Annotated in this window: 27 protein-coding genes; 17 read left to right on the top strand and 10 right to left on the bottom strand. The window is 58.8% G+C overall.

Annotated elements, in window-relative coordinates; all coding sequences use genetic code 11:
- Positions 1 to 427 precede the first annotated feature (427 nt).
- A complete protein-coding gene (locus AB4N74_RS24510) occupies positions 428 to 1648 on the bottom strand; it encodes a CaiB/BaiF CoA transferase family protein (RefSeq protein ID WP_186620411.1) in 1221 nt (406 codons plus the stop codon).
- A 13-nt stretch (positions 1649 to 1661) separates the two neighbouring features.
- Complete coding sequence (locus AB4N74_RS24505) at positions 1662 to 2843, bottom strand: acyl-CoA dehydrogenase (RefSeq protein WP_007953903.1); 1182 nt, start codon at positions 2841 to 2843, stop codon at positions 1662 to 1664.
- 157 nt (positions 2844 to 3000) lie between these two features.
- On the opposite strand from AB4N74_RS24505, the gene AB4N74_RS24500 reads away from it, so the two are divergent.
- The 11 genes from AB4N74_RS24500 to AB4N74_RS24450 all read left to right on the top strand — a co-directional run bounded on the left by AB4N74_RS24500 (position 3001) and on the right by AB4N74_RS24450 (position 13135).
- Entirely contained in the window at positions 3001 to 3900 is a 900-nt protein-coding gene (locus AB4N74_RS24500; RefSeq protein WP_460089408.1) for a LysR family transcriptional regulator, read from the top strand.
- A 434-nt stretch (positions 3901 to 4334) separates the two neighbouring features.
- Positions 4335 to 5456, top strand: coding sequence for a Re/Si-specific NAD(P)(+) transhydrogenase subunit alpha (locus AB4N74_RS24495; RefSeq protein ID WP_093429467.1), 1122 nt, complete (start codon positions 4335 to 4337; stop codon positions 5454 to 5456).
- Between the two features lie 15 nt (positions 5457 to 5471).
- On the top strand, positions 5472 to 5792 hold the full coding sequence (locus tag AB4N74_RS24490; protein ID WP_003187417.1) for an NAD(P) transhydrogenase subunit alpha part 2: 321 nt from the start codon (positions 5472 to 5474) through the stop codon (positions 5790 to 5792).
- A complete protein-coding gene (locus AB4N74_RS24485) occupies positions 5792 to 7225 on the top strand; it encodes an NAD(P)(+) transhydrogenase (Re/Si-specific) subunit beta (RefSeq protein WP_093429468.1) in 1434 nt (477 codons plus the stop codon). The genes AB4N74_RS24490 and AB4N74_RS24485 overlap by 1 nt, the downstream gene beginning before the upstream one ends.
- Before the next feature lie 214 nt (positions 7226 to 7439).
- Positions 7440 to 8933: an acetyl-CoA hydrolase/transferase family protein gene (locus tag AB4N74_RS24480; RefSeq protein ID WP_099757648.1), complete on the top strand. Its 1494-nt coding sequence runs from the start codon at positions 7440 to 7442 to the stop codon at positions 8931 to 8933.
- Positions 8934 to 9253: 320 nt separating this feature from the next.
- Positions 9254 to 9469 (top strand): DUF1127 domain-containing protein, encoded by a 216-nt coding sequence (locus AB4N74_RS24475; protein ID WP_007911656.1) that lies wholly within the window; start codon positions 9254 to 9256, stop codon positions 9467 to 9469.
- Positions 9470 to 9726: 257 nt separating this feature from the next.
- On the top strand, positions 9727 to 9936 hold the full coding sequence (locus AB4N74_RS24470) for a DUF1127 domain-containing protein (protein ID WP_093429470.1): 210 nt from the start codon (positions 9727 to 9729) through the stop codon (positions 9934 to 9936).
- Positions 9937 to 10070: 134 nt separating this feature from the next.
- The gene (locus AB4N74_RS24465; RefSeq protein ID WP_093429471.1) at positions 10071 to 10388 is read left to right on the top strand and encodes a DUF2388 domain-containing protein; all 318 of its coding nucleotides are present in this window, start codon (positions 10071 to 10073) and stop codon (positions 10386 to 10388) included.
- 107 nt (positions 10389 to 10495) lie between these two features.
- A complete protein-coding gene (locus AB4N74_RS24460; protein WP_093429472.1) occupies positions 10496 to 10813 on the top strand; it encodes a DUF2388 domain-containing protein in 318 nt (105 codons plus the stop codon).
- A gap of 43 nt (positions 10814 to 10856) precedes the next feature.
- Positions 10857 to 11177, top strand: a complete 321-nt coding sequence (locus tag AB4N74_RS24455; RefSeq protein ID WP_007911662.1) for a DUF2388 domain-containing protein — start codon at positions 10857 to 10859, stop codon at positions 11175 to 11177.
- Complete coding sequence (locus AB4N74_RS24450) at positions 11174 to 13135, top strand: DUF7844 domain-containing protein (protein ID WP_460097456.1); 1962 nt, start codon at positions 11174 to 11176, stop codon at positions 13133 to 13135. The genes AB4N74_RS24455 and AB4N74_RS24450 overlap by 4 nt, the downstream gene beginning before the upstream one ends.
- A 47-nt stretch (positions 13136 to 13182) precedes the next feature.
- On the opposite strand, the gene AB4N74_RS24445 is transcribed toward AB4N74_RS24450, so the two are convergent.
- The 3 genes from AB4N74_RS24445 to trpB form a co-directional block, all read right to left on the bottom strand.
- Positions 13183 to 13626, bottom strand: coding sequence for an anti-virulence regulator CigR family protein (locus tag AB4N74_RS24445; protein ID WP_093429474.1), 444 nt, complete (start codon positions 13624 to 13626; stop codon positions 13183 to 13185).
- 122 nt (positions 13627 to 13748) lie between these two features.
- On the bottom strand, positions 13749 to 14561 hold the full coding sequence (gene trpA / locus AB4N74_RS24440) for a tryptophan synthase subunit alpha (RefSeq protein WP_116254153.1): 813 nt from the start codon (positions 14559 to 14561) through the stop codon (positions 13749 to 13751).
- Positions 14561 to 15793 carry a tryptophan synthase subunit beta gene (trpB, locus tag AB4N74_RS24435; RefSeq protein WP_093429476.1) on the bottom strand — a complete coding sequence of 411 codons (1233 nt, stop codon included), beginning with the start codon at positions 15791 to 15793 and terminating at the stop codon, positions 14561 to 14563. Before trpB ends, trpA begins: the two co-directional genes overlap by 1 nt.
- 114 nt (positions 15794 to 15907) lie before the next feature.
- On the opposite strand from trpB, the gene AB4N74_RS24430 reads away from it, so the two are divergent.
- Entirely contained in the window at positions 15908 to 16825 is a 918-nt protein-coding gene (locus AB4N74_RS24430; protein WP_460097454.1) for a LysR family transcriptional regulator, read from the top strand.
- Here the strand turns inward: AB4N74_RS24430 and AB4N74_RS24425 are convergent.
- Positions 16798 to 17124 (bottom strand): ElaB/YgaM/YqjD family protein, encoded by a 327-nt coding sequence (locus AB4N74_RS24425; RefSeq protein WP_007911686.1) that lies wholly within the window; start codon positions 17122 to 17124, stop codon positions 16798 to 16800. The two genes, AB4N74_RS24430 and AB4N74_RS24425, sit on opposite strands and share 28 nt — an antisense overlap.
- A 157-nt stretch (positions 17125 to 17281) precedes the next feature.
- On the opposite strand from AB4N74_RS24425, the gene AB4N74_RS24420 reads away from it, so the two are divergent.
- Positions 17282 to 17497, top strand: a complete 216-nt coding sequence (locus AB4N74_RS24420; protein WP_003220389.1) for a dodecin — start codon at positions 17282 to 17284, stop codon at positions 17495 to 17497.
- A gap of 127 nt (positions 17498 to 17624) precedes the next feature.
- Complete coding sequence (locus AB4N74_RS24415) at positions 17625 to 17849, top strand: DUF1161 domain-containing protein (protein WP_007911690.1); 225 nt, start codon at positions 17625 to 17627, stop codon at positions 17847 to 17849.
- A gap of 270 nt (positions 17850 to 18119) precedes the next feature.
- Here the strand turns inward: AB4N74_RS24415 and AB4N74_RS24410 are convergent, their stop codons facing one another.
- A complete protein-coding gene (locus AB4N74_RS24410) occupies positions 18120 to 19121 on the bottom strand; it encodes an LLM class flavin-dependent oxidoreductase (protein WP_257356693.1) in 1002 nt (333 codons plus the stop codon).
- A 242-nt stretch (positions 19122 to 19363) separates the two neighbouring features.
- On the opposite strand from AB4N74_RS24410, the gene AB4N74_RS24405 reads away from it, so the two are divergent.
- Together AB4N74_RS24405 and AB4N74_RS24400 are read left to right on the top strand one after the other, a co-directional pair.
- Complete coding sequence (locus tag AB4N74_RS24405) at positions 19364 to 19795, top strand: OsmC family protein (protein WP_093429478.1); 432 nt, start codon at positions 19364 to 19366, stop codon at positions 19793 to 19795.
- Between the two features lie 246 nt (positions 19796 to 20041).
- Positions 20042 to 20281, top strand: a complete 240-nt coding sequence (locus tag AB4N74_RS24400) for a DUF1161 domain-containing protein (protein ID WP_460097451.1) — start codon at positions 20042 to 20044, stop codon at positions 20279 to 20281.
- 6 nt (positions 20282 to 20287) lie between these two features.
- On the opposite strand, the gene AB4N74_RS24395 is transcribed toward AB4N74_RS24400, so the two are convergent.
- Together AB4N74_RS24395 and AB4N74_RS24390 are read right to left on the bottom strand one after the other, a co-directional pair.
- Entirely contained in the window at positions 20288 to 20707 is a 420-nt protein-coding gene (locus tag AB4N74_RS24395) for a PA0061/PA0062 family lipoprotein (RefSeq protein WP_093429480.1), read from the bottom strand.
- Between the two features lie 40 nt (positions 20708 to 20747).
- The gene (locus AB4N74_RS24390) at positions 20748 to 21170 is read right to left on the bottom strand and encodes a PA0061/PA0062 family lipoprotein (RefSeq protein WP_034152270.1); all 423 of its coding nucleotides are present in this window, start codon (positions 21168 to 21170) and stop codon (positions 20748 to 20750) included.
- 59 nt (positions 21171 to 21229) lie between these two features.
- Between AB4N74_RS24390 and AB4N74_RS24385 the strand changes: the two genes are divergently transcribed.
- A complete protein-coding gene (locus AB4N74_RS24385; RefSeq protein ID WP_116254156.1) occupies positions 21230 to 22312 on the top strand; it encodes an aminopeptidase in 1083 nt (360 codons plus the stop codon).
- Positions 22313 to 22405: 93 nt separating this feature from the next.
- On the opposite strand, the gene AB4N74_RS24380 is transcribed toward AB4N74_RS24385, so the two are convergent.
- Complete coding sequence (locus tag AB4N74_RS24380; protein WP_093429482.1) at positions 22406 to 23056, bottom strand: HAD family hydrolase; 651 nt, start codon at positions 23054 to 23056, stop codon at positions 22406 to 22408.
- Between the last annotated feature and the right edge of the window lie 6 nt (positions 23057 to 23062).

The raw sequence follows: 23062 nt of genomic DNA, 5'->3' as shown, positions 1-23062 counted from the left end.
GCGGTTGGCTAAGATCTTTCGTCTCAACCGAGGCGCGCATTCTACAGCAGCCTCATTTGCTGTCAAGTGATTATTTTCAGAAGCTTTCGAAGATTTCTTCAACAACTTCAACCACTTGCGCTTCCGATCTCTCGTCAGCGGGAGGCGAATTCTACAGCGTTACACGCTGCTGTCAACACCTCTTTTTCAACTTCCTTCTGGCTTCGATGAACTGAAGCAACCTGCCGCCGAAAACTACATAACTCATTGAATCTCAAGGAGTTTTCCGTTTCGACTGCGCCGGAAGTGGGGCGAATTATAGACATCCTGAATCTGCCGTCAACCGTTAATTTCACTTTTCTTTCAATCACTTGCAGATTGGTTGAAAAACAGTCAACCGCTTCTCTATATAGGAAGCAAACGCCGCGCTTCTATATAGAAGGAATGTCTACAGCACTCCAGCGGCTTTCAAATCAGCCACCGCACCCGACCCCATCCCAAGCACCCGCTGCAAAACATCCAGCGTATGCTCACCCAACAAGGGAGGCGCCCGACGATACTCAACCGGCGTCTGCGACAAACGAATGGGGCTGGCTACCTGAGGCACCATACCCGCCAACGCATGCGGCATCTCTATCGCCAAACCACGCGCCTTGACCTGAGGGTCCTCAAACACTTGCGACAAATCATTGATTGGCCCGCACGGCACGCCCGCCTGCTCCAGCTGAGCAACCCACTCGGCAGTCGTCTTGAACACGGTTGCCTGACGAATCAAAGGAATCAGCTCCGCGCGATTCGCCACCCGCAACTTATTGGTCGCGAAACGCGGATCATCCGCCCACTGCGGCTGCCCCGCCACTTCGGCAAACTTGCGGAACTGCCCGTCATTACCCACGGTGAGGATGAAATCACCATCGGCCGTAGGAAAATCCTGATAAGGCACGATGTTCGGATGCGCATTGCCCAAGCGCTTCGGTGCGTTGCCCGTTGTCAGGTAGTTCATCGCCTGGTTAGCCAGACACGCCACCTGGACATCCAGCAATGCCATGTCGATGTGCTGCCCGCCACCGTCGTGATCGCGATGAGCCAGCGCAGCCAGAATGGCTACCGTCGAATACAGACCGGTGAGAATATCCGTCAGCGCCACACCAACTTTCACCGGACCGGCACCCTCATCCCCCTCAGGACGTCCGGTCAGGCTCATCAGCCCACCCAGCCCCTGAATCATGAAGTCATAGCCGGCGCGCTTGGCATACGGCCCGGTCTGGCCGAATCCGGTAATCGAGCAATAGATCAGGTCCGGATTGATCGCTTTCAGCGATTCGTAGTCCAGCCCATACGCCGCCAGACCACCGACCTTGAAATTCTCAATGAGGATGTCCGACTTCGCCGCTAGCTCGCGCACCAGCTTCTGACCCTCGGGCCGCGTGAAATCGATGGTTACCGATTGCTTGTTGCGGTTGGCCGACAGGTAGTAAGCCGCTTCCGACGTATTCTCGCCGTAAGCGTCTTTAAGGAAGGGCGGCCCCCAGGCGCGCGTATCATCGCCATTGCCCGGGCGCTCGACCTTGATCACTTCGGCGCCAAGGTCGGCGAGGATCTGCCCGGCCCACGGTCCGGCCAATACTCGCGATAAATCCAGTACCCGCAGATGCGACAGCGCGCCCATGGTCGCTCTCCTGTTAATAGAACGCCTGCAGACCGGTTTGCGCACGCCCGAGGATCAACGCGTGAACGTCGTGAGTCCCTTCATAGGTATTCACCACTTCCAGGTTGACCAGATGACGGGCCACGCCGAATTCGTCGGAGATGCCGTTACCACCCAACATGTCGCGAGCCATACGGGCGATATCCAGGGACTTGCCGCACGAGTTGCGTTTCATGATCGAAGTGATCTCGACCGCAGCAGTGCCTTCATCTTTCATACGCCCCAACCGCAGGCAGCCTTGCAGGGCCAAGGTGATTTCGGTCTGCATGTCTGCCAGTTTTTTCTGGATCAACTGAGTGGCAGCCAATGGGCGACCAAACTGCTGGCGATCGAGGGTGTACTGACGAGCGGTGTGCCAGCAGAACTCGGCAGCGCCAAGCGCGCCCCAAGAAATGCCGTAACGCGCCGAGTTGAGGCAGGTGAACGGACCTTTCAGGCCACGCACGTCCGGGAAGATGTTTTCTTCCGGCACAAACACGTTATCCATAACGATTTCACCAGTGATCGACGCACGCAGGCCGACCTTGCCGTGAATCGCCGGAGCACTAAGGCCTTTCCAGCCTTTTTCCAGGACGAAGCCACGAATGTCACCGGCATCGTCTTTGGCCCAGACCACGAACACATCGGCGATCGGGCTGTTGGTGATCCACATTTTCGCGCCGGTCAGGCTGTAGCCGCCGTCGACCTTACGTGCACGAGTGATCATCGCGCCAGGGTCGGAACCGTGGTTGGGTTCGGTCAGACCGAAGCAGCCGATCCATTCGCCGGAAGCCAGCTTCGGCAGGTACTTCTGCTTTTGCGCTTCAGTACCGAATTCGTTGATCGGCACCATCACCAGCGACGACTGCACGCTCATCATCGAGCGGTAGCCTGAGTCGACACGCTCGACTTCACGAGCAATCAGACCGTAGCTGACATAGTTCAGACCGCTGCCGCCGTACTGTTCAGGGATGGTCGCGCCCAACAGACCGACTTCGCCCATCTCGCGGAAGATCGCCGGGTCGGTTTTCTCATGACGGAAGGCTTCAAGAACACGCGGCGCGAGGCTCTGTTGAGCAAACTGCTCGGCGGTGTCGCGGATCATGCGCTCTTCTTCAGTGAGCTGTTGATCCAGCAGCAGGGGATCAATCCAGTTGAAGCTAGCTTTACCGCCCATGAGTCTGTCCTCGCAAATCGGTGAATTAACGTGGCATTGATCCTAGGCGCGGTTCGCCGTCGCGGCAAACGAGGATTTCGCATTCTGTTGTGCTAATTTCTCACTCCGAAACGTCGCGGAATGCCTTTTATGCGGCGCATTAGTGAGGTTGACGTACATGCGCAGGAAGATCCCCAGCACCACCGCCCTGATCAGTTTCGAAGCTGCCGCGCGCCACGAGAGCTTTACCCGCGCTGCCGAAGAACTTTCCCTGACTCAAGGCGCCATTTGCCGACAAATAGCCAGCCTTGAGGAGTTCCTCAGTGTGGAACTATTCCGACGCTCGCGGCGCGGGGTGAAGCTGACCGAGGCGGGGCTTTCCTACAGCCGCCGAGTCGCGACGCAACTAGATGCAGTCGAACGCGACACGCTGTCCGTGATGGGCCAGCAAGGCACCAACGTAATCGAACTGGCGGTGGTGCCGACCTTTGGCACGCAATGGCTGCTGCCACGTCTGAAGGATTTCCAGCACAAGCATCCGGAAGTCACGGTCAACCTGACCAACCGCACCCGGCCCTTTCTGTTTGCCGATACCGAATTCGATGCGGCGATCTACTTCGGTGATGCCGATTGGTCCGGTACCGAATCCCACAGGCTGATGGGCGAGAATCCGATGCCGGTGTGCAGCCCGGCCCTACTCGGCAACAAGACGCTTCTGACAGCCGCAGCCATCGCCGAACTGCCGCTGCTGCAGCAGACTACCCGACCTTACGCCTGGCGCCAGTGGTTCAACTCGCAACAGCTGAATATCCCGCGCGACATGACAGGCCCGCGCTACGAGCTATTCTCCATGCTCGCCCAAGCGGCCATGCACGACATGGGGATCGCGCTGATTCCACCGTTCCTGATTCAGCGTGAGCTGGCCGAGAAACGCCTGGTGATTGCAAACCCGCAGGCGCTTTCCAGCATCAAGGCCTACTACCTGATGATTCCTGAGCGAAAGATCGAATCAGCGTCATTAAAGGCATTTCGTGACTGGCTGGTAACTCAGGCACAGAGCTACAGCCTAGAAGGGTAAAGGCTTACAACGTTACCTAACCCCGTAGTCAGGAAAACAAAAGCCCTACAGATATAAGTATTTGTCGCAATTCAACAGACTGTATCCGAAAGTCGTACAGACGTCCCACAAGCGGCTGAAGACGTGGCTTTGAGCCTTCATCAGCGACGCATTAGTGCCTATTCACGTCACCGATGAGAAATTTTTCCATATTCGGCCAGAATCCTTACAAGGCACGGCCTGCAAGGGATTCGGCTGGCCATCTGCGACATTCGGTCACGGGATGACTTGTAGTTAATTTTCCGTCACCCGTCATAATCCCTTGAAGGGCATAAAGTTCGCCTGCAAAATGCCGCGCCCCGCCCTGATTTGGCGGGATCGTGCTGATCGGCCGCCCCAGTCGCACCATCCGTAGTGCATGGGTTTACTCAATAAGATCACGCAGGAGATTTGACGTGCACATTGGTGTTCCTCTCGAAACCCAGACCGGTGAAACACGGGTTGCTGCAACCCCGGAAACCATTAAAAAGCTGATCAGCCAAGGTCATAAGGTCACTGTGCAAACCGGCGCCGGCGTTAAAGCCAGCGTTGTCGACAGTGCCTATGAAGCGGCAGGCGCAACCATTGGCAGTGCCAATGACGCGTTTGGCGCCGAGCTGATTCTCAAAGTGGTCGCGCCAAGCGATGCCGAACTGACGCTGATCAAGCGCGGTACGGTGTTGGTCGGCATGCTCAATCCGTTCAACAACGAAACCATCGCAAAGATGGCCGAGTGCGGCATTACCGCGTTCGCCCTCGAAGCGGCGCCGCGCACCTCGCGCGCGCAGAGTCTCGATGTGTTGTCGTCGCAGGCGAACATTGCCGGCTATAAGGCTGTGTTGCTGGCCGCTCATTACTATCCGCGCTTCATGCCGATGCTGATGACCGCTGCGGGCACCGTGAAAGCGGCGCGCGTGCTGATTCTCGGCGCCGGTGTGGCCGGGTTGCAGGCGATTGCTACGGCGAAGCGTCTGGGTGCGGTGATCGAAGCGTCCGACGTGCGTCCGGCGGTAAAAGAGCAGATCGAATCCCTCGGCGCGAAGTTCGTCGACGTACCTTACGAGACCGATGAAGAGCGTGAATGCGCCGTCGGTGTCGGCGGTTACGCGCGACCAATGCCGGCGAGCTGGATGCAGCGTCAGGCCCAGGCTGTGCACGAACGCGCCAAGCAGGCTGACATCGTCATCACCACCGCGCTGATTCCGGGCCGCAAGGCACCGACGCTATTGAGCGCGGAAACCGTAGCGCAGATGAAACCGGGTTCGGTGGTCATCGATCTCGCGGCAGCTCAGGGCGGCAACTGCCCATTGACCGTGGCCGATCAGGTCGTGGTCGAAAATGGCGTGACCATTTGCGGCCCGACCAATCTGGCCGGTGAAGTCGCTGCAGACGCCTCGGCACTGTATGCGCGCAACCTGCTGGACTTCCTCAAGCTGGTCTTCACCAAAGAAGGCCAGTTCGACGTCAACCTCGAAGACGACATCGTCGCCGCGTGCCTGATGTGCCGCGACGGCCAAGTCATCCGCAAAAACGCCTAAGCAGGGATTCAGACGATGGAAGAGCTTATCTCCCCCGGTATCTACAACCTGATCATCTTCGTGCTGGCGATTTATGTCGGTTACCACGTGGTCTGGAACGTTACACCTGCGCTGCACACACCTTTGATGGCGGTAACCAACGCCATCTCGGCGATCGTGATCGTCGGCGCCATGCTTGCCGCTGCGCTGACCGTCACGCCGCTGGGCAAAACCATGGGTACCCTTGCTGTGGCGCTGGCTGCGGTCAACGTGTTCGGTGGCTTCCTGGTGACCCGCCGCATGCTTGAGATGTTCAAGAAGAAAGCCCCGAAAGTAAAAGAAGAGGCGCCGAAGTAATGAGCATGAATCTCGTCACGACGCTCTACCTGATCGCGTCGATCTGCTTTATCCAGGCCCTCAAAGGCCTGTCGCACCCGACTACCTCGCGGCGCGGCAATCTGTTCGGCATGCTCGGCATGGCGTTGGCCATCCTGACCACCGTCGGCCTTATCTATAAGTTGGGTGCTGAGCTGGCCACGGCTGGCATCGGTTACGTGATCGTCGGCCTGCTGGTCGGCGGCACCGCCGGTTCGATCATGGCCAAGCGCGTTGAAATGACCAAGATGCCGGAACTGGTCGCCTTCATGCACAGCATGATCGGCCTCGCGGCAGTGTTCATTGCCATCGCCGCTGTGGTGGAGCCGCAATCGCTGGGCATCGTCAAGCAACTGGGCGACTCGATTCCAGCGGGCAACCGTCTGGAGCTGTTCCTCGGCGCTGCGATCGGTGCGATCACCTTCTCCGGTTCGGTGATTGCGTTCGGCAAGCTGTCGGGCAAATACAAGTTCCGTCTGTTCCAGGGCGCCCCGGTACAGTTCGTTGGTCAGCACAAGCTGAACGCCGTGCTGGGCCTGGCGACGCTGGCACTGGGCCTGACCTTCATGTTCACCGGCAACCTCACTGCGTTCGCGCTGATGCTAGCGCTGGCGTTTGTGATGGGCGTGCTGATCATCATCCCGATTGGCGGCGCCGACATGCCGGTCGTGGTGTCGATGCTCAACAGCTACTCGGGCTGGGCGGCGGCGGGTATCGGCTTCTCGCTGAACAACTCGATGCTGATCATTGCCGGTTCCCTGGTGGGTTCGAGCGGTGCGATCCTGTCGTACATCATGTGCAAGGCGATGAACCGTTCCTTCTTTAATGTACTGCTCGGCGGTTTCGGCAACACGGCAGACGCAGGTCCTGCCGGTGCGAAAGAAGCACGTCCGGTGAAATCCGGTTCGGCTGACGACGCGACCTTCCTGCTGACCAACGCCGACACCGTGATCATCGTCCCGGGCTACGGTCTGGCAGTGGCACGTGCGCAACATGCGCTGAAAGAGCTGACCGAGAAGCTGACCCACCGTGGCGTGACTGTGAAGTACGCGATCCACCCCGTGGCGGGCCGTATGCCGGGGCACATGAACGTTCTGCTCGCCGAGGCCGAAGTGCCTTACGACCAGGTGTTCGAGATGGAGGACATCAACTCCGAGTTCGGTCAGGCCGACGTGGTGCTGGTGCTCGGCGCGAACGACGTGGTTAACCCGGCCGCAAAGAACGATCCGAAATCGCCGATTGCCGGCATGCCGATTCTCGAAGCGTTCAAAGCCAAGACCATCATCGTCAACAAGCGCTCGATGGCCAGCGGCTATGCCGGTCTGGACAACGAGCTGTTCTATCTGGACAAAACCATGATGGTCTTCGGCGACGCGAAGAAAGTCATCGAAGACATGGTCAAAGCGGTCGAGTAATTCCCCGCTGCAATAGCGAACGCCCCGACTTGTCGGGGCGTTTTTGTTTGCGCAAACAGTCGGACAATTTGCCGCGTTGTTGCAGATCCAGTAACGGTGTTTTACTTCAAACCCGCTAAATAGACGCCTCGTTTGCGACCTTGGTAGCGGGACAGGCGCTCGTCAAATTCACTAGACTGCGCATCCTGCTACTCGCTTCCCGAGATAATAATCCATGTACCGTGACCGTATTCGCCTGCCTTCGTTGTTGGATAAAGTGATGAGCGCCGCCGACGCAGCCGCTTTGATTGAGGACGGCATGACCGTCGGCATGAGCGGATTTACTCGTGCTGGCGAAGCCAAAGCCGTCCCTCATGCACTGGCCGAGCGCGCCAAGGTCACGCCGCTGAAGATCAGCCTGATGACCGGCGCCAGCCTGGGCAACGACCTCGACAAGCAACTGACCGAAGCCGGCGTGCTGTCGCGGCGCATGCCGTTCCAGGTCGACAGCACCTTGCGCAAGGCGATCAATGCCGGCCAGGTAATGTTCATTGATCAGCACCTGTCGGAAACCGTCGAGCAGCTACGCAACCAGCAACTGAAGCTGCCGGACATCGCGGTCATCGAAGCTGTGGCCATCACCGAGCAAGGCCACATCGTGCCGACCACCTCGGTGGGCAACTCGGCGAGCTTCGCAATTTTCGCCAAACAGGTGATTGTCGAGATCAACCTGGCGCACAACGCCAACCTCGAAGGCCTGCATGACATCTATATCCCGACCTATCGCCCGACGCGCACGCCGATCCCGCTGGTAAAAGTCGACGACCGCATCGGCAACACGGCGATTCCGATTCCGCCGGAAAAAATCGTCGCCATTGTGATCACCCAGCAGGCGGACTCGCCGTCTACCGTGTCGTCGCCGGACGTCGACACCAACGCCATTGCCGATCACCTGATCACCTTCTTCAAGCAGGAAGTCGACGCCGGGCGCATGACCAACAAGCTCGGCCCGTTGCAGGCAGGGATCGGCAACATTGCCAACGCGGTGATGTGCGGTCTGATCGATTCGCCGTTTGAAGACCTGACCATGTACTCCGAAGTACTACAGGATTCGACCTTCGACCTGATCGACGCCGGCAAGCTGAGCTTCGCTTCGGGCAGCTCGATCACCCTGTCGGAGCGCCGCAACAGCGACGTGTTCGGTAACCTGGAGAAGTACAAGGACAAACTGGTACTGCGTCCGCAGGAGATCTCCAACCACCCGGAAGTGGTGCGCCGCCTAGGCATCATCGGGATCAACACGGCGCTGGAGTTCGACATTTACGGCAACGTCAACTCCACCCACGTTTGCGGCACGCGGATGATGAACGGCATCGGCGGTTCCGGCGACTTCGCGCGTAACGCGCATCTGGCGGTGTTCGTGACCAAGTCGATCGCCAAGGGCGGGGCGATTTCCAGCGTGGTGCCGATGGTCAGCCACGTCGACCACACAGAGCACGATGTCGACATTCTGGTGACCGAAGTGGGTCTGGCCGATTTACGCGGCTTGGCGCCGCGGGAACGTGCACGTGTGATCATCGATAACTGTGTGCACCCGGACTTCCGTCAAGCGCTGGATGATTACTTCACGAAGGCCTGTGCAATCGGTGGCCATACCCCACACATTCTGCGTGAAGCGTTGAGCTGGCATATCAACCTGGAAGAAACCGGGCGCATGCTTGCGGTGTAATTCACTCAGATAACCGTTGGCGCAAACACAGTTTGCGTCAGCGGATTGTTGCAATCTTCAAAGCTGACAAAAACTGTACCGCTGTACCGGTCCTTTCCTACAGCTTTTGCCTACCTTTTTCCTCGAATCGAGCAAAAACGCACCACTTAAGTGCGGACAGGTACAGTTTGCTCGTTTTTGACCCGTACACCCCCTATAAACAGTTAACTGGTCACTCACAATACAGTTGAACTGTATCTAGAGAGACTTGGCAAACGAGAGGATCATGGGCACCAGTCAAACCACTACCTGATCCCGCCACAAGCGGAAGGATGTCAACCATGGAACGTACACTCAGTTCCGAACTGTTCTTCGAAGACAAAGCTGTAAACACCCAGGCTTCCCTGCCTCTGCGCGTTATCGCCAACCTGATGTTGTGGCAGCGCCGCATCTCCAGCCGCCATCAACTGGCTCGCCTGGATTCGCGTTTGCTGGCTGACGCCGGTATCAGCGAAGCACAACGCTACGAAGAGCTGAGCAAGCCGTTCTGGCGCTAAGTAGCGTCGCTGGCTCTGGTCATTAGACCCACCGCCAGCAACCCGAATTGAACTAACGAAACCCGTCGTGGGAAACCACGACGGGTTTCGTCGTTTTGGGAGTTTTAAATCCCTATACAGCTAGCTTTATCGCCGGCAGGTACAGTTTATTGGAATCACCACCTGAACCAGTACAATTTACTTCTGCTGTATCTGCCTCTTCCTCTGTCACAGGCTCAACATGACCTTCCGCCTTCACCGGTAATAAGGAATACGTCATGAATGACTTACAGGATGTTTCAAGAAACTTCAGCCATTCCTACCCTCGCCCAAATGCTCTGCGTCGCCTGATTCGCGGGCTTCTGGACAGCCTGGAGCGCGCCAGAACAAGGCGCCTGCTCTCTCAACTCGACGGTCGGGATCTCGCCGATCTTGGCCTCAGCCATGCCGATCGACTGAGTGAACTGGATAAACCGTTCTGGCGCTAGCATTTTGCCCACTGTGCGAACCTCGCAAAGCAGGCCTAATATCCACGCAGAACGTGGCGAATGCTGTGTCACTGGCGTCTGACTCCTCAGATTCCGAGCCACCTCTCAATACGGTTTATCCACAGGAGTTACCCATGTCCCGTCTTCGTTTGCTCAGTGCTGCCGCCCTGCTGGCCGTGGCTGCCAACGCCAGCGCCACCAGCTTCATCGTGACCACCGACGCTGTTGTCGGTGCACTGAAATCCTCGTCCGACGCCACCTCCGACGTTTCCTCGTCGTTCCGTGATGACAAAATCGTCCTCGCCGCCCGTGACGACGCTGCCAGCTTCGTGGCCAGCGAAGGCGAAATCCGTGGGGTGAAACTGGAAAGCGCGCTGGATCACATCCGTCATCAGGCCCCACAGCTACAAGCTACCGACGCGCAGTTGGCTCAAGCCATCCTGACGATCTAAGCGCCTTACACCGTTCGGGACACGCCGGTCGTGTCCCGATGTTTCGGCACTGGCTCTGGCCCGGGCATTGCGCTAGCCTTTGGGCTCACCAAAAATTACCGAGTCCGATGCGCTTTCTTCCAAATCTACTGATTCCCTCCGTATTGTTCACCGCCTGCTGGGCGACGTCGGTCGATGCCTTTGATGCTTTCAATGCGTCGACGCAAGGCACCGTCGTCAGTGGTTACGCCACCAGCATGGTGTCTTCCGCCCCGTTCGACCGTAAACTGCTGCTCGCGGCCCACGATGATGCCGCAGCTTTTGTTGCCAGTGACGGTGAATGGCGTGGTGCTCGACTGGAATCCGCGCTGCATTACCTGCGCAAAACCCGGCCGAAACTTCATGTCAGCGACCTTGAACTGGCAGAGGCAATTCTCGTCCAATAGTTATCCTGTACCCCTGTTATCCTTGCCCTTCCGGAGTCGTTCCATGCGTAGCCCGCTGATTGCTGCCGCCCTTGGCCTGTTTTTGTTGGCCGACGTGGCCCAGGCGCACACCCTGGTAGCCACCAGTAACATCATCGTTCGTGCCTCCCAGCGCACTATCGATTTCACTTCCGACACCACCACGTCGATCCGCGATTCGAAAATCATCCGCGAAGCACACGATGATGCCGCCAGTTTCGTCGCCACTAACGGTGATATCCGTGGCGCGCATCTGGAAGCCGCGCTCAACACCCTGCGCACCCGTGTGCCGGAAGCGCGCGACGCCAGCGATCAGGTTCTCGCCGAAGCCATCCTCGCACTGTGAAGTCACTCGGCACCTGGCTGCTGGCCGGGGCGTTGTTGCTGCTTGGCAACAGCGCCCACGCCGGCCTGCAATTGCGGCTCAAGACCGACGGTCTGAGCCCCGCCCAACAACAGGCCAGCCAGGCGCTGATCGATGAGGCGATGCAAAAGCTGCCGCCGAGCTTTATCGAGCGGCTGGATCGGCGCATCGATGTCGGCTGGACCGACGACATGCCCGCCAACGCTTACGGCCAGGCCACGCTCGTTGCCGAACTCGATCTGAATCGCAAACTGCTGGCCAGCCTCACTGACGGCACTGCAGCCAAAGAAAAAACCAATCGCCCCCACGGCACTGTGCGCCAGGAATTGCTCGCCACGGTGTTGCACGAAATTACCCACATTTACGATCGCGCGCGCTTGTGGCCGGACGCCGAGCGCACGCTAATCCAGCGCTGCACCCGCCGCTTCAACAGCGCCGGGCTGATCGGCATTCCCGATGAGTGTCGCGGGCAGAACGGGCGGCGTTTCACCCTCAGTGATGACCCACGCCTGCTCGATCTTGCCGGTTGGCAGCAATACGTCGGCCGTCGGGGTGAGCGCGAACAACACAACCGCCAGATCGCGCGCAGCCCGGACCTGTACGAAATCTCCAGCCCGAAGGAGTTTGTCGCGGTCAACATGGAGTATTTCCTCCTCGACCCGAGCTATGCCTGCCGTCGCCCGGCGTTGTATCGCTATTACCAGCAGCACTTCGGCTGGACACCGTCGGCCAAGGACACCTGCAGCAAGACCTTCTCCTTCCTCAATGCCGGCAACGACTTCGCCAAGCAACCCTTGGGGCAGGTCGATCCCGAGCGGGTCTACGCCGTCGACTATCTACTGGCCGAGGCCAATCAGAACTGGGTCAGCCGCTGGGGCCACAGCATGTTGCGTCTGGTGATCTGTGCACCGGGTCGCCCGCGCGGGCCGGATTGCCGGCTCGACCTCGATCAGCATCTGGTGTTGTCCTACCGCGCCTTTGTCGGCGATGTACAGCTGTCGAGCTGGGACGGACTGGTCGGCAAGTACCCGTCGCGCCTGTTCGTGCTGCCGCTCGCGCAGGTCATCGACGAATACACCAAGACCGAACTGCGTAGCCTCGCTTCCGTGCCGCTGAACCTGTCACGGGGCGAGATCGAAGGCGTGGTCGAACACGCCGCCGAAATGCACTGGAGCTACGACGGCAACTACTTCTTCCTCTCCAACAACTGTGCGGTGGAAGGTCTGAAACTGTTGCGCAGCGGCAGTGACAACAGCCAGTTCGTGGGTCTGGACAGCATCATGCCCAACGGTTTGCTGGAAGTGATGAAGGGCCGTGGTCTGGCGGACACCAGTGTGCTGGATGATCCGAAAGAAGCGTTGCGTCTTGGCTACCGCTTCGACTCGTTCCGCGATCGCTATCAGGCCATGTTCGATGTGCTTAAGAAGCAATTGCCGATCAAACAGAACACCGTCGAGGAATGGCTTTCGCTGACAGCCGAAGAACGCCGTGAGTGGTTCGAACGCGCCGACTTGCGTACCAGCGCCGCCCTGCTGCTGTTGGAGCAGGCGAGTTATCGACGCCAGTTGTTGCTGGCTCAGGATGAGGTCAAGCAACGCTACCTCGGCGCGCGGGAGCTGGAAAACGGCGGCATGGACAAGGCCAACGCGACCTTGCAGGAAATCCTCGCCAACAGCGGGTTCCTCAGTCGTCCGGCGGAATTGCTCGATTCCAAGGGTTACGGATTGCCGCAGCCGACCGAGTTCAGTCGACTCGAAGCGGAGAGCAGTCAGCGGCAGAAGAAGCTGTTGGCACTGTCCGGAGATCTGGATGCAGAAGTGCGTAAGTTGCTGGAGCCGAAGCGGGCCGCCGAAATTACGGCCAGTGAGGAGAACGTGAAGCAGATCGGCGCGCATCTGCGCAAACTGCACAAGGCCTCCGGCGGACTGGAGCTGCCCTGAAAAAAAGACCGCAGCCAATGGCTGCGGTCTTTTTTATTGCCTGCAGATCAATACAAAACGCCATCGAGAATTTCGTAGACGATCCCGGTGCCCACCGCGATCAGCACGATATCACCCCCCGCCCGGCGCCATTCGTAACCCGGGTACACCGGCAGACGACCTAACGCCCGATTATCCAGACGCTCGCCGTAATAGCCGTGCGGCAACGGCCGGCCACGCTCCAGATGAATCCCCGGAGGCGGCGGCGCACCGCGTACAAAGTAGCCATGGTTATCGCGAATGGTCTGGCGCACCGGGCCGAAGTCGTGCGGCGGCGGGCCGCCACGGTGATCGTTCTGCGGGCCACGGTGATCATTACCATGGTTGTTGTATTGGCCCTGCTGTGGGCCGCCGTGGTCATGATCATCGCGCGGATCGGCGCTGGCCAGCAGCGGTGTCACGCTGATCATCAGCACGCCCAGTCCGGCCATCAGACGTTTCGGCATTTTCATCGGGTCTTTCCTCACGGCACAAACAGCAAAAAGGGATTCAGAACGTGGTTCTGAATCCCTCGGTCTTGCTGGATTAGTCTGTGCCGCGAGGCGCTAATTCCTCTGTATCAGGAACTTTACCTTCAGCTGACGCGGGCCTTACGCACGCCTTCGGAGAGAGCCGAGCACAGGCTCAGCACGCCGTCGATGGCCTGGTCGGGTGTGGTCGCGTTGGCGATGTGATCGATCAACGCCGAACCCACCACCACACCGTCGGCCAGACGCGCGATGGACGCCGCTTGCTCCGGCGTGCGGATGCCGAAACCGATGCTGATCGGCAGATCGGTATGGCGACGCAGACGGGTCACCGCCTCTTCAACGTGCTCCAGCGTCGCCGCGCCGGCACCGGTCACACCGGCGACCGACACGTAGTAAACGAAACCGGAACTGCCATTAAGCACTTTCGGCAGGCGTGCATCGTCGGTGGTCGGCGTGGTCAGACGGATAAAGTCCAGACCGGCAGCCTGCGCCGGGTCGCACAGCTCGGCGTTGTGCTCAGGTGGCATGTCGACCACGATCAGGCCATCGACGCCGGCCTCTTTCGCATCGGCGATGAAGCGCTCAACGCCATACATGTGGATCGGGTTGAAGTAGCCCATCAGCACCAGCGGCGTATCACTGTTGCCTTCACGGAACTCGCGAACCATTTGCAGGGTTTTCATCAGGTTCTGCTTGGCGCCCAAGGCACGGATGTTCGCCAGTTGAATCGCCGGGCCGTCGGCCATCGGGTCGGTGAACGGCATGCCCAGCTCGATCACGTCGGCGCCAGCACCCGGCAAGCCTTTGAGGATCGCCAGCGAGGTGTCGTAGTCCGGATCACCGGCGGTGACGAAGGTCACCAGCGCGGCGCGGTTCTGTTCTTTGAGGTCGGCAAAACGGGTTTGCAGGCGGCTCATCAGTGTTTCTCCTGCTGGGACTGTTCCATGTGATGCATGACGGTCTGCATGTCTTTGTCACCACGGCCGGAAAGGTTGACCACCATCAGGTGATCCTTCGGCAAGTTCGGTGCGCGCTTGAACACTTCAGCCAAGGCGTGGGCGCTTTCCAGGGCAGGAATGATCCCTTCCAGGCGGCAGCATTTGTGGAATGCATCCAGCGCTTCGTCGTCGGTCACCGAGGTGTACTGAACGCGGCCGATGTCATGCAACCACGCGTGTTCAGGACCAATGCCTGGGTAATCGAGGCCGGCGGAAATCGAGTGAGCGTCGATGATCTGGCCGTCGTCGTCCTGCAGCAGGAAGGTACGGTTGCCGTGCAACACACCCGGAACGCCGCCATTCAGGCTCGCCGCATGCTTGCCGGTTTCAATGCCGTAACCGGCGGCTTCAACACCGATGATCTCGACGCTCTTGTCATCAAGGAACGGGTGGAACAGGCCCATGGCGTTAGACCCGCCACCGATGCACGCCACCAGGCTGTCCGGCAGACGACCTTCCTGAGCCTGCAACTGATCGCGGGTTTCCTTACCGATGACGGCCTGGAAGTCGCGAACCATTGCTGGATAAGGGTGCGGGCCGGCCACGGTGCCGATCAGGTAGAACGTGTTGTCGACGTTGGTCACCCAGTCACGCAGGGCTTCGTTCATCGCGTCTTTAAGGGTGCCGGTGCCGGCCACGACCGGAATTACTTCAGCGCCCAACAGCTTCATGCGGAAGACGTTGGCCTGCTGACGTTCGATGTCAGTGGTGCCCATGTAGATCACGCAGTCCAGACCGAAACGTGCGGCGACGGTGGCCGTGGCCACGCCGTGCATGCCGGCGCCGGTCTCGGCGATGATGCGTTTCTTGCCCATGCGCCGTGCCAGCAGGATCTGGCCGATGCAGTTGTTGATCTTGTGCGCGCCGGTGTGGTTCAGCTCTTCACGCTTGAGGTAAATCTTCGCGCCGCCGCAGAACTCGGTCAGGCGTTCGGCGAAATACAGTGGGCTCGGACGCCCGACGTAGTCACGCTGGAAGTAGGCCAATTCTTCTTTGAACGCCGGATCTTCCTTGGCCGCTTCGTATTCGCGGGCCAGGTCGAGGATCAACGGCATCAGGGTTTCCGCCACGTAGCGGCCACCGAACGAACCGAACAGGCCGTTGGCGTCAGGGCCGTTACGCAGATCAGAGGTGTTCGAAGTCTGGGTCATGAGTCGCTCCAGGTGAATTCGGGTGAGAAGACAATGACGACCACTCTACCCCTGACCTTCTATGCTGAAAACCGATAAGATCGCCACGACCTGTCAGGAAAACTCACAGATACCATGAGCCAAGACCTTCCCCCACTGAACGCCTTGCGTGCGTTCGAAGCCACCGCCCGGCTGAACAGCGTCAGTCAGGCTGCCGAACAGCTGCACGTCACCCATGGCGCGGTCAGTCGTCAGCTCAAGGTGCTGGAGGAACACCTTGGCGTCAGTCTGTTCGTCAAAGATGGGCGCGGCTTGAAACTCACAGATGCCGGCATGCGGTTACGCGATGCCAGTGGCGAGGCGTTTGACCGCTTGCGCAGTGTTTGCGCTGAATTGACGCAAAGCACGGCGGATGCGCCGTTTGTACTCGGCTGCTCTGGAAGCCTGCTGGCGCGCTGGTTTATTCCGCGCCTGGGGCGATTGAATGCTGATCTGCCGGATTTGCGGCTGCACCTGTCGGCGGGCGAAGGCGATCTCGATCCACGACGCCCGGGGCTGGATGCTTTGCTGCTGTTCGCCGAACCACCGTGGCCGGCGGACATGCAGGTTTACGAACTAGCCGCAGAACGCATCGGCCCGGTCATGAGTCCGCTGTTCAGTGGTTATCAACGTCTGCAAACCGCGCCAGCCTCGGCACTGCTAAACGAACCGTTGCTGCACACCACTTCGCGCCCGCAAGCATGGCCGAGTTGGGCGCAGCAGAACGCACTCGACGCAAAAGCAATGAAGCTCGGGCAAGGTTTTGAGCATTTGTATTATTTGCTGGAAGCAGCGGTCGCGGGTCTCGGCGTAGCCATCGCGCCGGAGCCGCTGGTGACGGAAGATTTGAAGGCTGGTCGCCTGGTTGCGCCATGGGGTTTCTGTGAAACCCCGGCGCAACTGGCGTTGTGGCTACCCAAGCGCGCCGCAGACGGGCGCGCCCGGCAACTGGCGCAATGGCTCAAGAACGAACTGCGCCAGACGGATCACTCGCCGCGCTTGAACAGCAAGTAAGCCGCCAGCAGACCGATCGCACCGACGGCCACACCGGCCGTCGTCCATGGATGTTCCTGAGCGTAATCACGGGTGGCGATCCCGGTTTCGCGGGTTTTCACTTTGACTTCTTCGTAGGCATCGCTAAGCAAGTGGCGCGAGTGCTTCAGCGCACTTTCGGCATTGCTTTTCAGCGCCTTGAGGGTCTTGCGCGACTCGTCCGAAGCGTCGTCCTTCAAGCTTTCCAACGATTTGAGCAGACTCTCGATCTCGGCTTCCATGCTTTGCAACGAGGCTTTACGTAAAGAGGTGTTGGCCATGGTGGCTCTCCTGCATTGGTGATGAGTGGCGTGTGTTGGTTGGGACTTCAGCGGTTTGAGAAAGTGCAGAAAATCTGAACTTCGCCTGCGCGGTGCCGCCGAAATCAACAGTGCAGATTCACTGCTAGTCTCAATTCCACACGCCAAGGAGATCGTTATGAGTGACCATCACACGTACAAGAAAGTCGAGCTGGTCGGTTCGTCCACCAGCAGCATCGAAGACGCCATCAACAACGCGCTGGCCGAAGCCAACAAGAGCATCAAGCATCTTGAGTGGTTTGAAGTGGTCGACACCCGTGGCCACATCAAGGACGGCAAGGCGGCGCACTTTCAGGTGACGCTGAAAGTCGGCTTCCGCATTGCCAGCAGCTGAGTTTGGTCTAGTCTTCTGAACTTGCGCGCTGGCCGAGTGCCATAGGAATGGCAAAGCGCTACAGGGTGAGTGCATCGGGTCAACGCTCGATGCCCGCCTCTTTTAATCCGACCAGGGAGTGCGACCGATGAAGAAGTTCATGTTGGCAGTAGGTTTGTTGAGCCTTGCGGGTGGTGCGTTTGCTGCCGGCAAGCCATGTGAAGAGCTGAAAAGCGAGATTGCGGCGAAGCTGGATGCCAAGGGCGTTTCCGGGTATTCGCTGGAGATTGTCGATAAGGGCGCGGCGGCTGGTGGCGACGTCGTGGGCACCTGCGAAGGTGGCACCAAGGAAATCGTCTACAAGCGCGGTTGATCGTGACTGAAATGCAAAAAGCCGACGTGAAGGCGTCGGCTTTTTTGTGTCTGAAAGATTTGTGGTGTGTTTGAGATTGATCCCCCTCACCCCAGCCCTCTCCCCCAGGGGGGCGAGGGGGAAAGGGAGCCGATCGGGGGTTGTTCAGACCGTGAGTTCGACTCGATTTTTCAGGTCGATGTATCTCGAACATTCAACCCGGTCAGTCCCCTCGCCCTCCGGGCGGTCCGACGTTTCGGGAGGGCTAGGGTGAGGGTGCCTTTCGGCTTTTCAGCCCTTCATGACCTGCGCGAGCAGTTCGTACGAGTGCACCCGATCAGCGTGCTCATACAAATCACTGGTAAAAATCAGCTCATCCGCCTGAGTCTGCTCAACCAGCACCTCAAGCTTGGCGCGAATCTTCTGCGGACTCCCCACCATCGCCAGCCCGAGGAAATCCCCCACCGCCTCACGCTCATGCGGCAACCACAGCCCGTCCATGGTTTTCACCGGCGGACGCTGCACCAGGCTCTGCCCGCGCATCAACGCGAGAATGCGCTGGTACACCGACGTCGCCAGGTAATCGGCTTGTTCATCGGTATCCGCCGCCACCAGCGGCACGCCGAGCATCACGTACGGTTTGTCGAGCACCGCCGAAGGCTTGAAGTGATTGCGATAAACGCGGACCGCCTCGTGCATGAAGCGCGGGGCGAAATGCGAGGCGAAGGCGTAAGGCAAGCCGCGTTCACCAGCCAATTGCGCACTGAACAGGCTGGAACCGAGCAGCCAGATCGGCACATTGGTGCCGGTGCCCGGCATCGCGATCACGCGCTGATCCGGCGTGCGCGGGCCGAGGTAGCGCACCAGTTCGGCGACGTCTTCGGGGAAATCATCGGCGCTGCCGGAGCGTTCACGGCGCAACGCCCGAGCAGTCATCTGATCGGAGCCGGGCGCGCGGCCCAGGCCGAGATCGATCCGTCCCGGATAGAGGCTTTCGAGGGTGCCGAACTGCTCGGCGATCACCAGCGGCGCATGGTTGGGCAGCATCACGCCGCCGGAGCCAACGCGGATGGTCGATGTGCCGCCCGCCAGATAACCCAGCAGCACCGATGTTGCCGAACTGGCAATGCCGTCCATGTTGTGGTGTTCGGCCACCCAGAACCGCGTGTAGCCGAATTTCTCGACGTGCCGCGCCAGATCCAGCGAGTTGCGCAGCGATTGCGCCGGGCTGCCGTTTTCGCGCACCGGTACCAGATCGAGGGTGGAAAATTTTACGTCGGACAGTTGCTTCATAAACCTGCGTCTCCGAGTGAGGAGGCAGGTTCTTCTTGCAAACGAAAACCTGCCGAATCCATAAGCGTGTTTTGTGCAATGAGGGCATATACCCGAGTTTCAATAGCAGTGATGAAATTTCCTACTAAAAAAGTCAACGATTCAGCCGGGCTGAACTTTGCTGCGGCGTCTATCCTCAGAAGCCTTGCAAGCAAAAACCACGACGACGCGGCGTTTCCGCGTCAGATCTTGAGGAGGCAGACATGGCTATCGTGAAGAAAGCATCCGCACATTGGGCAGGCGATCTGAAAACCGGCATCGGCTCGATCTCCACCGAAACCGGTGTCCTCAGAGAAGCCCCTTACGGCTTCAAGGCGCGCTTTGAGGGCGGTAAGGGCACTAACCCGGAAGAGCTGATCGGCGCCGCGCATGCCGGCTGCTTCTCCATGGCGTTTTCGATGATTCTCGGCGATGCGGGCCTGAAGGCTGACAGCATTGATACTCAGGCTGAAGTGACCCTGGACCAGGTGGATGGCGGCTTCGCGATCACCGCGGTGAAGCTGATCCTCAAGGCGAAAATCCCTGGGGCGACGCAGGAGCAGTTTGAAGAGCTGAGCAACAAGGCCAAGGAAGGGTGCCCGGTCTCGAAAGTGCTGAATGCGAAGATTACGCTTGAGGCTTCGCTGATTTCTTAAGCTTCGAAACAAGCGCTGGCTTTGCCGACGCCTTCGCGAGCAAGCTCGCTCCCACATTGGTTCTGACTAAACCGGAACATTGTGGGAGCGAGCTTGCTCGCGAAGGCGATCTCGAGATCGACACAGGTTTGAAACCAAAAACACAAGTTGTGAGCGAAGTCAGAACCCTCGCTGTAAAAATATGGTCGAATAAATGACAGCAGCTTCAGCGCACACCCGTGCGCGCTGCCTCAGGGAGCTTCACTCATGAAACGTATTGGCTTGGCGATCCTCTGCAGTGCACTGGCCACTTCTGTCATTGCAGCACCCAAAGATTGCGAAGAACTGAAGAACGAAATCGAAGTAAAAATTCAGGCCAACGCCGTGCCGTCTTACACGCTGGAAATCGTCAGCAAGGAAGAGGCCGACAAACACGATGTGGCGATGGTCGTCGGCACCTGCGACAACGGCACCAAAGCGATCATTTATCAGAAGAACTATCGCTGAACCTGACTAGATAATGCAGTTGTAGTCGTAATCCTCGGCGACGATTTCTCGCTTGGCGTTATACAGCCGGGCGCTCGGTGTGAACCCCAGCGAACGCCCTTCCAGCACATAACGCTGCCCGGCCTCGAAATGGTCGTAGCGGATGTACAGGTAACACAACCGCTCTACCGGGCCGTTCATCAAACTGCCGCCACCACCAAACACTTCGAAATCAAACCGCACGCGCAATTCGTGGCTGCCCGGCGTGACCTGAAAGTAGCGCCCGTCATTCAGTCGCTGTTTGTCGAGGCGCTCGGCCATGAGCACTTTACCGCCGGGTGTCGGCGTCGAAAAATCGACCCAGGCCATCTGCGGATCGACCGGGGGCAATGGCGTCTGACAACCGGCCACAAGACTGGCAACGAGCAACAACAGCAACTGGCGCATGACGAATATCCACTGATCTGAATACTCAGCATAGCGCCGTTCAGGTGCGCTGACAGCCTGCCGGCGTGCCTTGGCCTACCACTTTGCGCTGCTCGTCATAGAGCTTGGCCCAAGGCCGGAAACCAATACTGCCGGCCTGCAACTGATAACGCTGGCCGGCGTTGAAGTCCTTGAATTTCACGCTCAACTGGCAATCGCGCCACAGCGGCTCAGCGTCGGGACCGATGTTGGTCGCCTCGACCGGAAATTGATAACGCACCTTCAACTCATGGCTGCCGGGCTGTACTTCAAAGTAGCGTTTGTCGGCAGTCGCTTGGGTATCGACCTGCAGCGCTTGCAGCGCCGTGTCCTGCTGCCGGGCATCCAGATCGATCCAGGCTTGCGAAGGGTCAGGATCGGGCATTCCGAATCCGGCACAACCGGCCAGCGTCAGCAGGCCTCCTGACAGCATCAACATGCGCATAGCGGTGCTCCTTAAGGCGGGATAGTCTTGCGGGCAGACTCTCCGGGGGATTTCTTATTTTGAGCAGGCCGTTTCCAAGCCTTGGGTTACTTGATCGCGTTTTTCGGATTTTGTTTCCGGGTGTGTTGTTTTTGTTGCTCAACGGTTGCGCCAGCGTCAGCTATTACACGCAGTTGGCCAGCGGCCAACTGCAATTGCTGCGGGCGCGCGAGCCTGTGGAAAAGGTGATCAACGATTCGAGCCGCGACGCGACACTGCGCGAACACCTGGCGCAAGCGCAAAAGGCCCGCGCCTTTGCGAGTGAACATCTGCATTTGCCGGATAACCAGAGCTATCGCCTGTACGCCGACATCCATCGCCCGTACGTGGTGTGGAATGTGTTCGCCACTCAAGAGTTCTCCCTGACACCGCTGAACCATTGCTTCCCGATTGCCGGCTGCGTGGCCTATCGCGGTTATTACAGCCAGAGCGCCGCGCGCGGCGAGGCAGCGATCCAGCGCTTGCAGGGTATGGACGTGTCGATTGGCGGTGTCGAGGCTTACTCGACGCTCGGCTGGTTCAACGACCCGATCCTCAATTCGATGATGGGCTGGGGCGACGAGCGCCTGGCCACGCTGATCTTTCATGAGCTGGCGCACCAGCGTTTCTATGTGAAGGACGACACCGAGTTCAACGAGTCCTTTGCCACGTTTGTCGAGCAGGAAGGCACGCGGCAGTGGCGGGCGTTTCGCGGGTTGCCGGCGGATACCGATTCACGGCTGAAGCAGCGCGATCAGTTTATTGAATTGGTCCTCGATACCCGTTCACGGCTGGAGAAGCTTTACGTGCAGTCAATGCCGGTTGAGCAAATGCGCGAGCGCAAAGCGGCCGAGTTCGAGCAGTTTCGCCGGAGTTATCGGCTGATGAGGGACAGTCAGTGGTCCGGGGACAAGCGTTATGACGCTTGGGTGAATGCGCCGCTGAACAATGCGCGGTTGTTGCCGTTTGGGCTTTATGACCAGTGGGTCCCCGTGTTTTCGACACTATTCAAAAAGGTCGGGGGAGATTGGCTGAAGTTTTATGCTGAGGTAGAGCGGTTGGGTGGACTGCCGGCCGCTGAGCGCAAGGCGGCACTGAAAGCGTTGGCATATCCGGAAGTCTGAGGTGGCTGAAAGAGCGTCATCGCGAGCAGGCTCACTCCTACAGGGGAATGCGTTCCACATGCAGGAGTGAGCCTGCTCGCGATAGCAATCTAATCAGCGCTGCAGAAACGCCTGATGCAACTCGTCCAGCGTTTCAAAGTGATAAGCCGGCGCCTCGGCACTCAACTCTTCAAAACTGCCAAACCCATAACCGACCGCCGCCGCATCCAGCCCATTGCTGCGCGCCCCGATCAAGTCATGCTTACGGTCACCGATCATCAGCGTATCCGCAGGATCCAGCCCTTCTTCCTCGATCAGATGCGCAATCAACTCAACCTTGTTGGTCCGCGTGCCATCCAGCTCACTGCCGTAGATCACCTTGAAGTGCCGGGCAAAATCAAAATGCCGGGCGATCTCGCGGGCAAATTCCCACGGCTTCGAGGTGGCGATATACAGCTGCCGGCCTTGGCCACTGAGGGTTTCCAGCAACGGCGTGACGCCATCGAACACACGGTTCTCGTACAGGCCCGTCACTTTGAAGCGCTCGCGATAGAAATTCACCGCCTGCCATGCCTTGGCCTCATCGAATCCGTAAAACTGCATGAACGCCTGCAATAACGGCGGGCCGATGAAGTGTTCCAGCTTGGTCAGATCCGGCTCATCGATGCCGAGCTTGGCGAGGGCGAACTGGATGGAACGGGTGATGCCCTCACGCGGGTCGGTCAGGGTGCCGTCAAGGTCGAACAGTACGGTCTGGTAATGCATGAGAAA

The sequence above is a fragment of the Pseudomonas sp. H3_C08 genome (genome assembly GCF_054669455.1).
The sequence above is the reverse complement of the archived record's forward strand: the minus strand, read 5'-3'. Positions and strand labels throughout refer to the sequence as shown.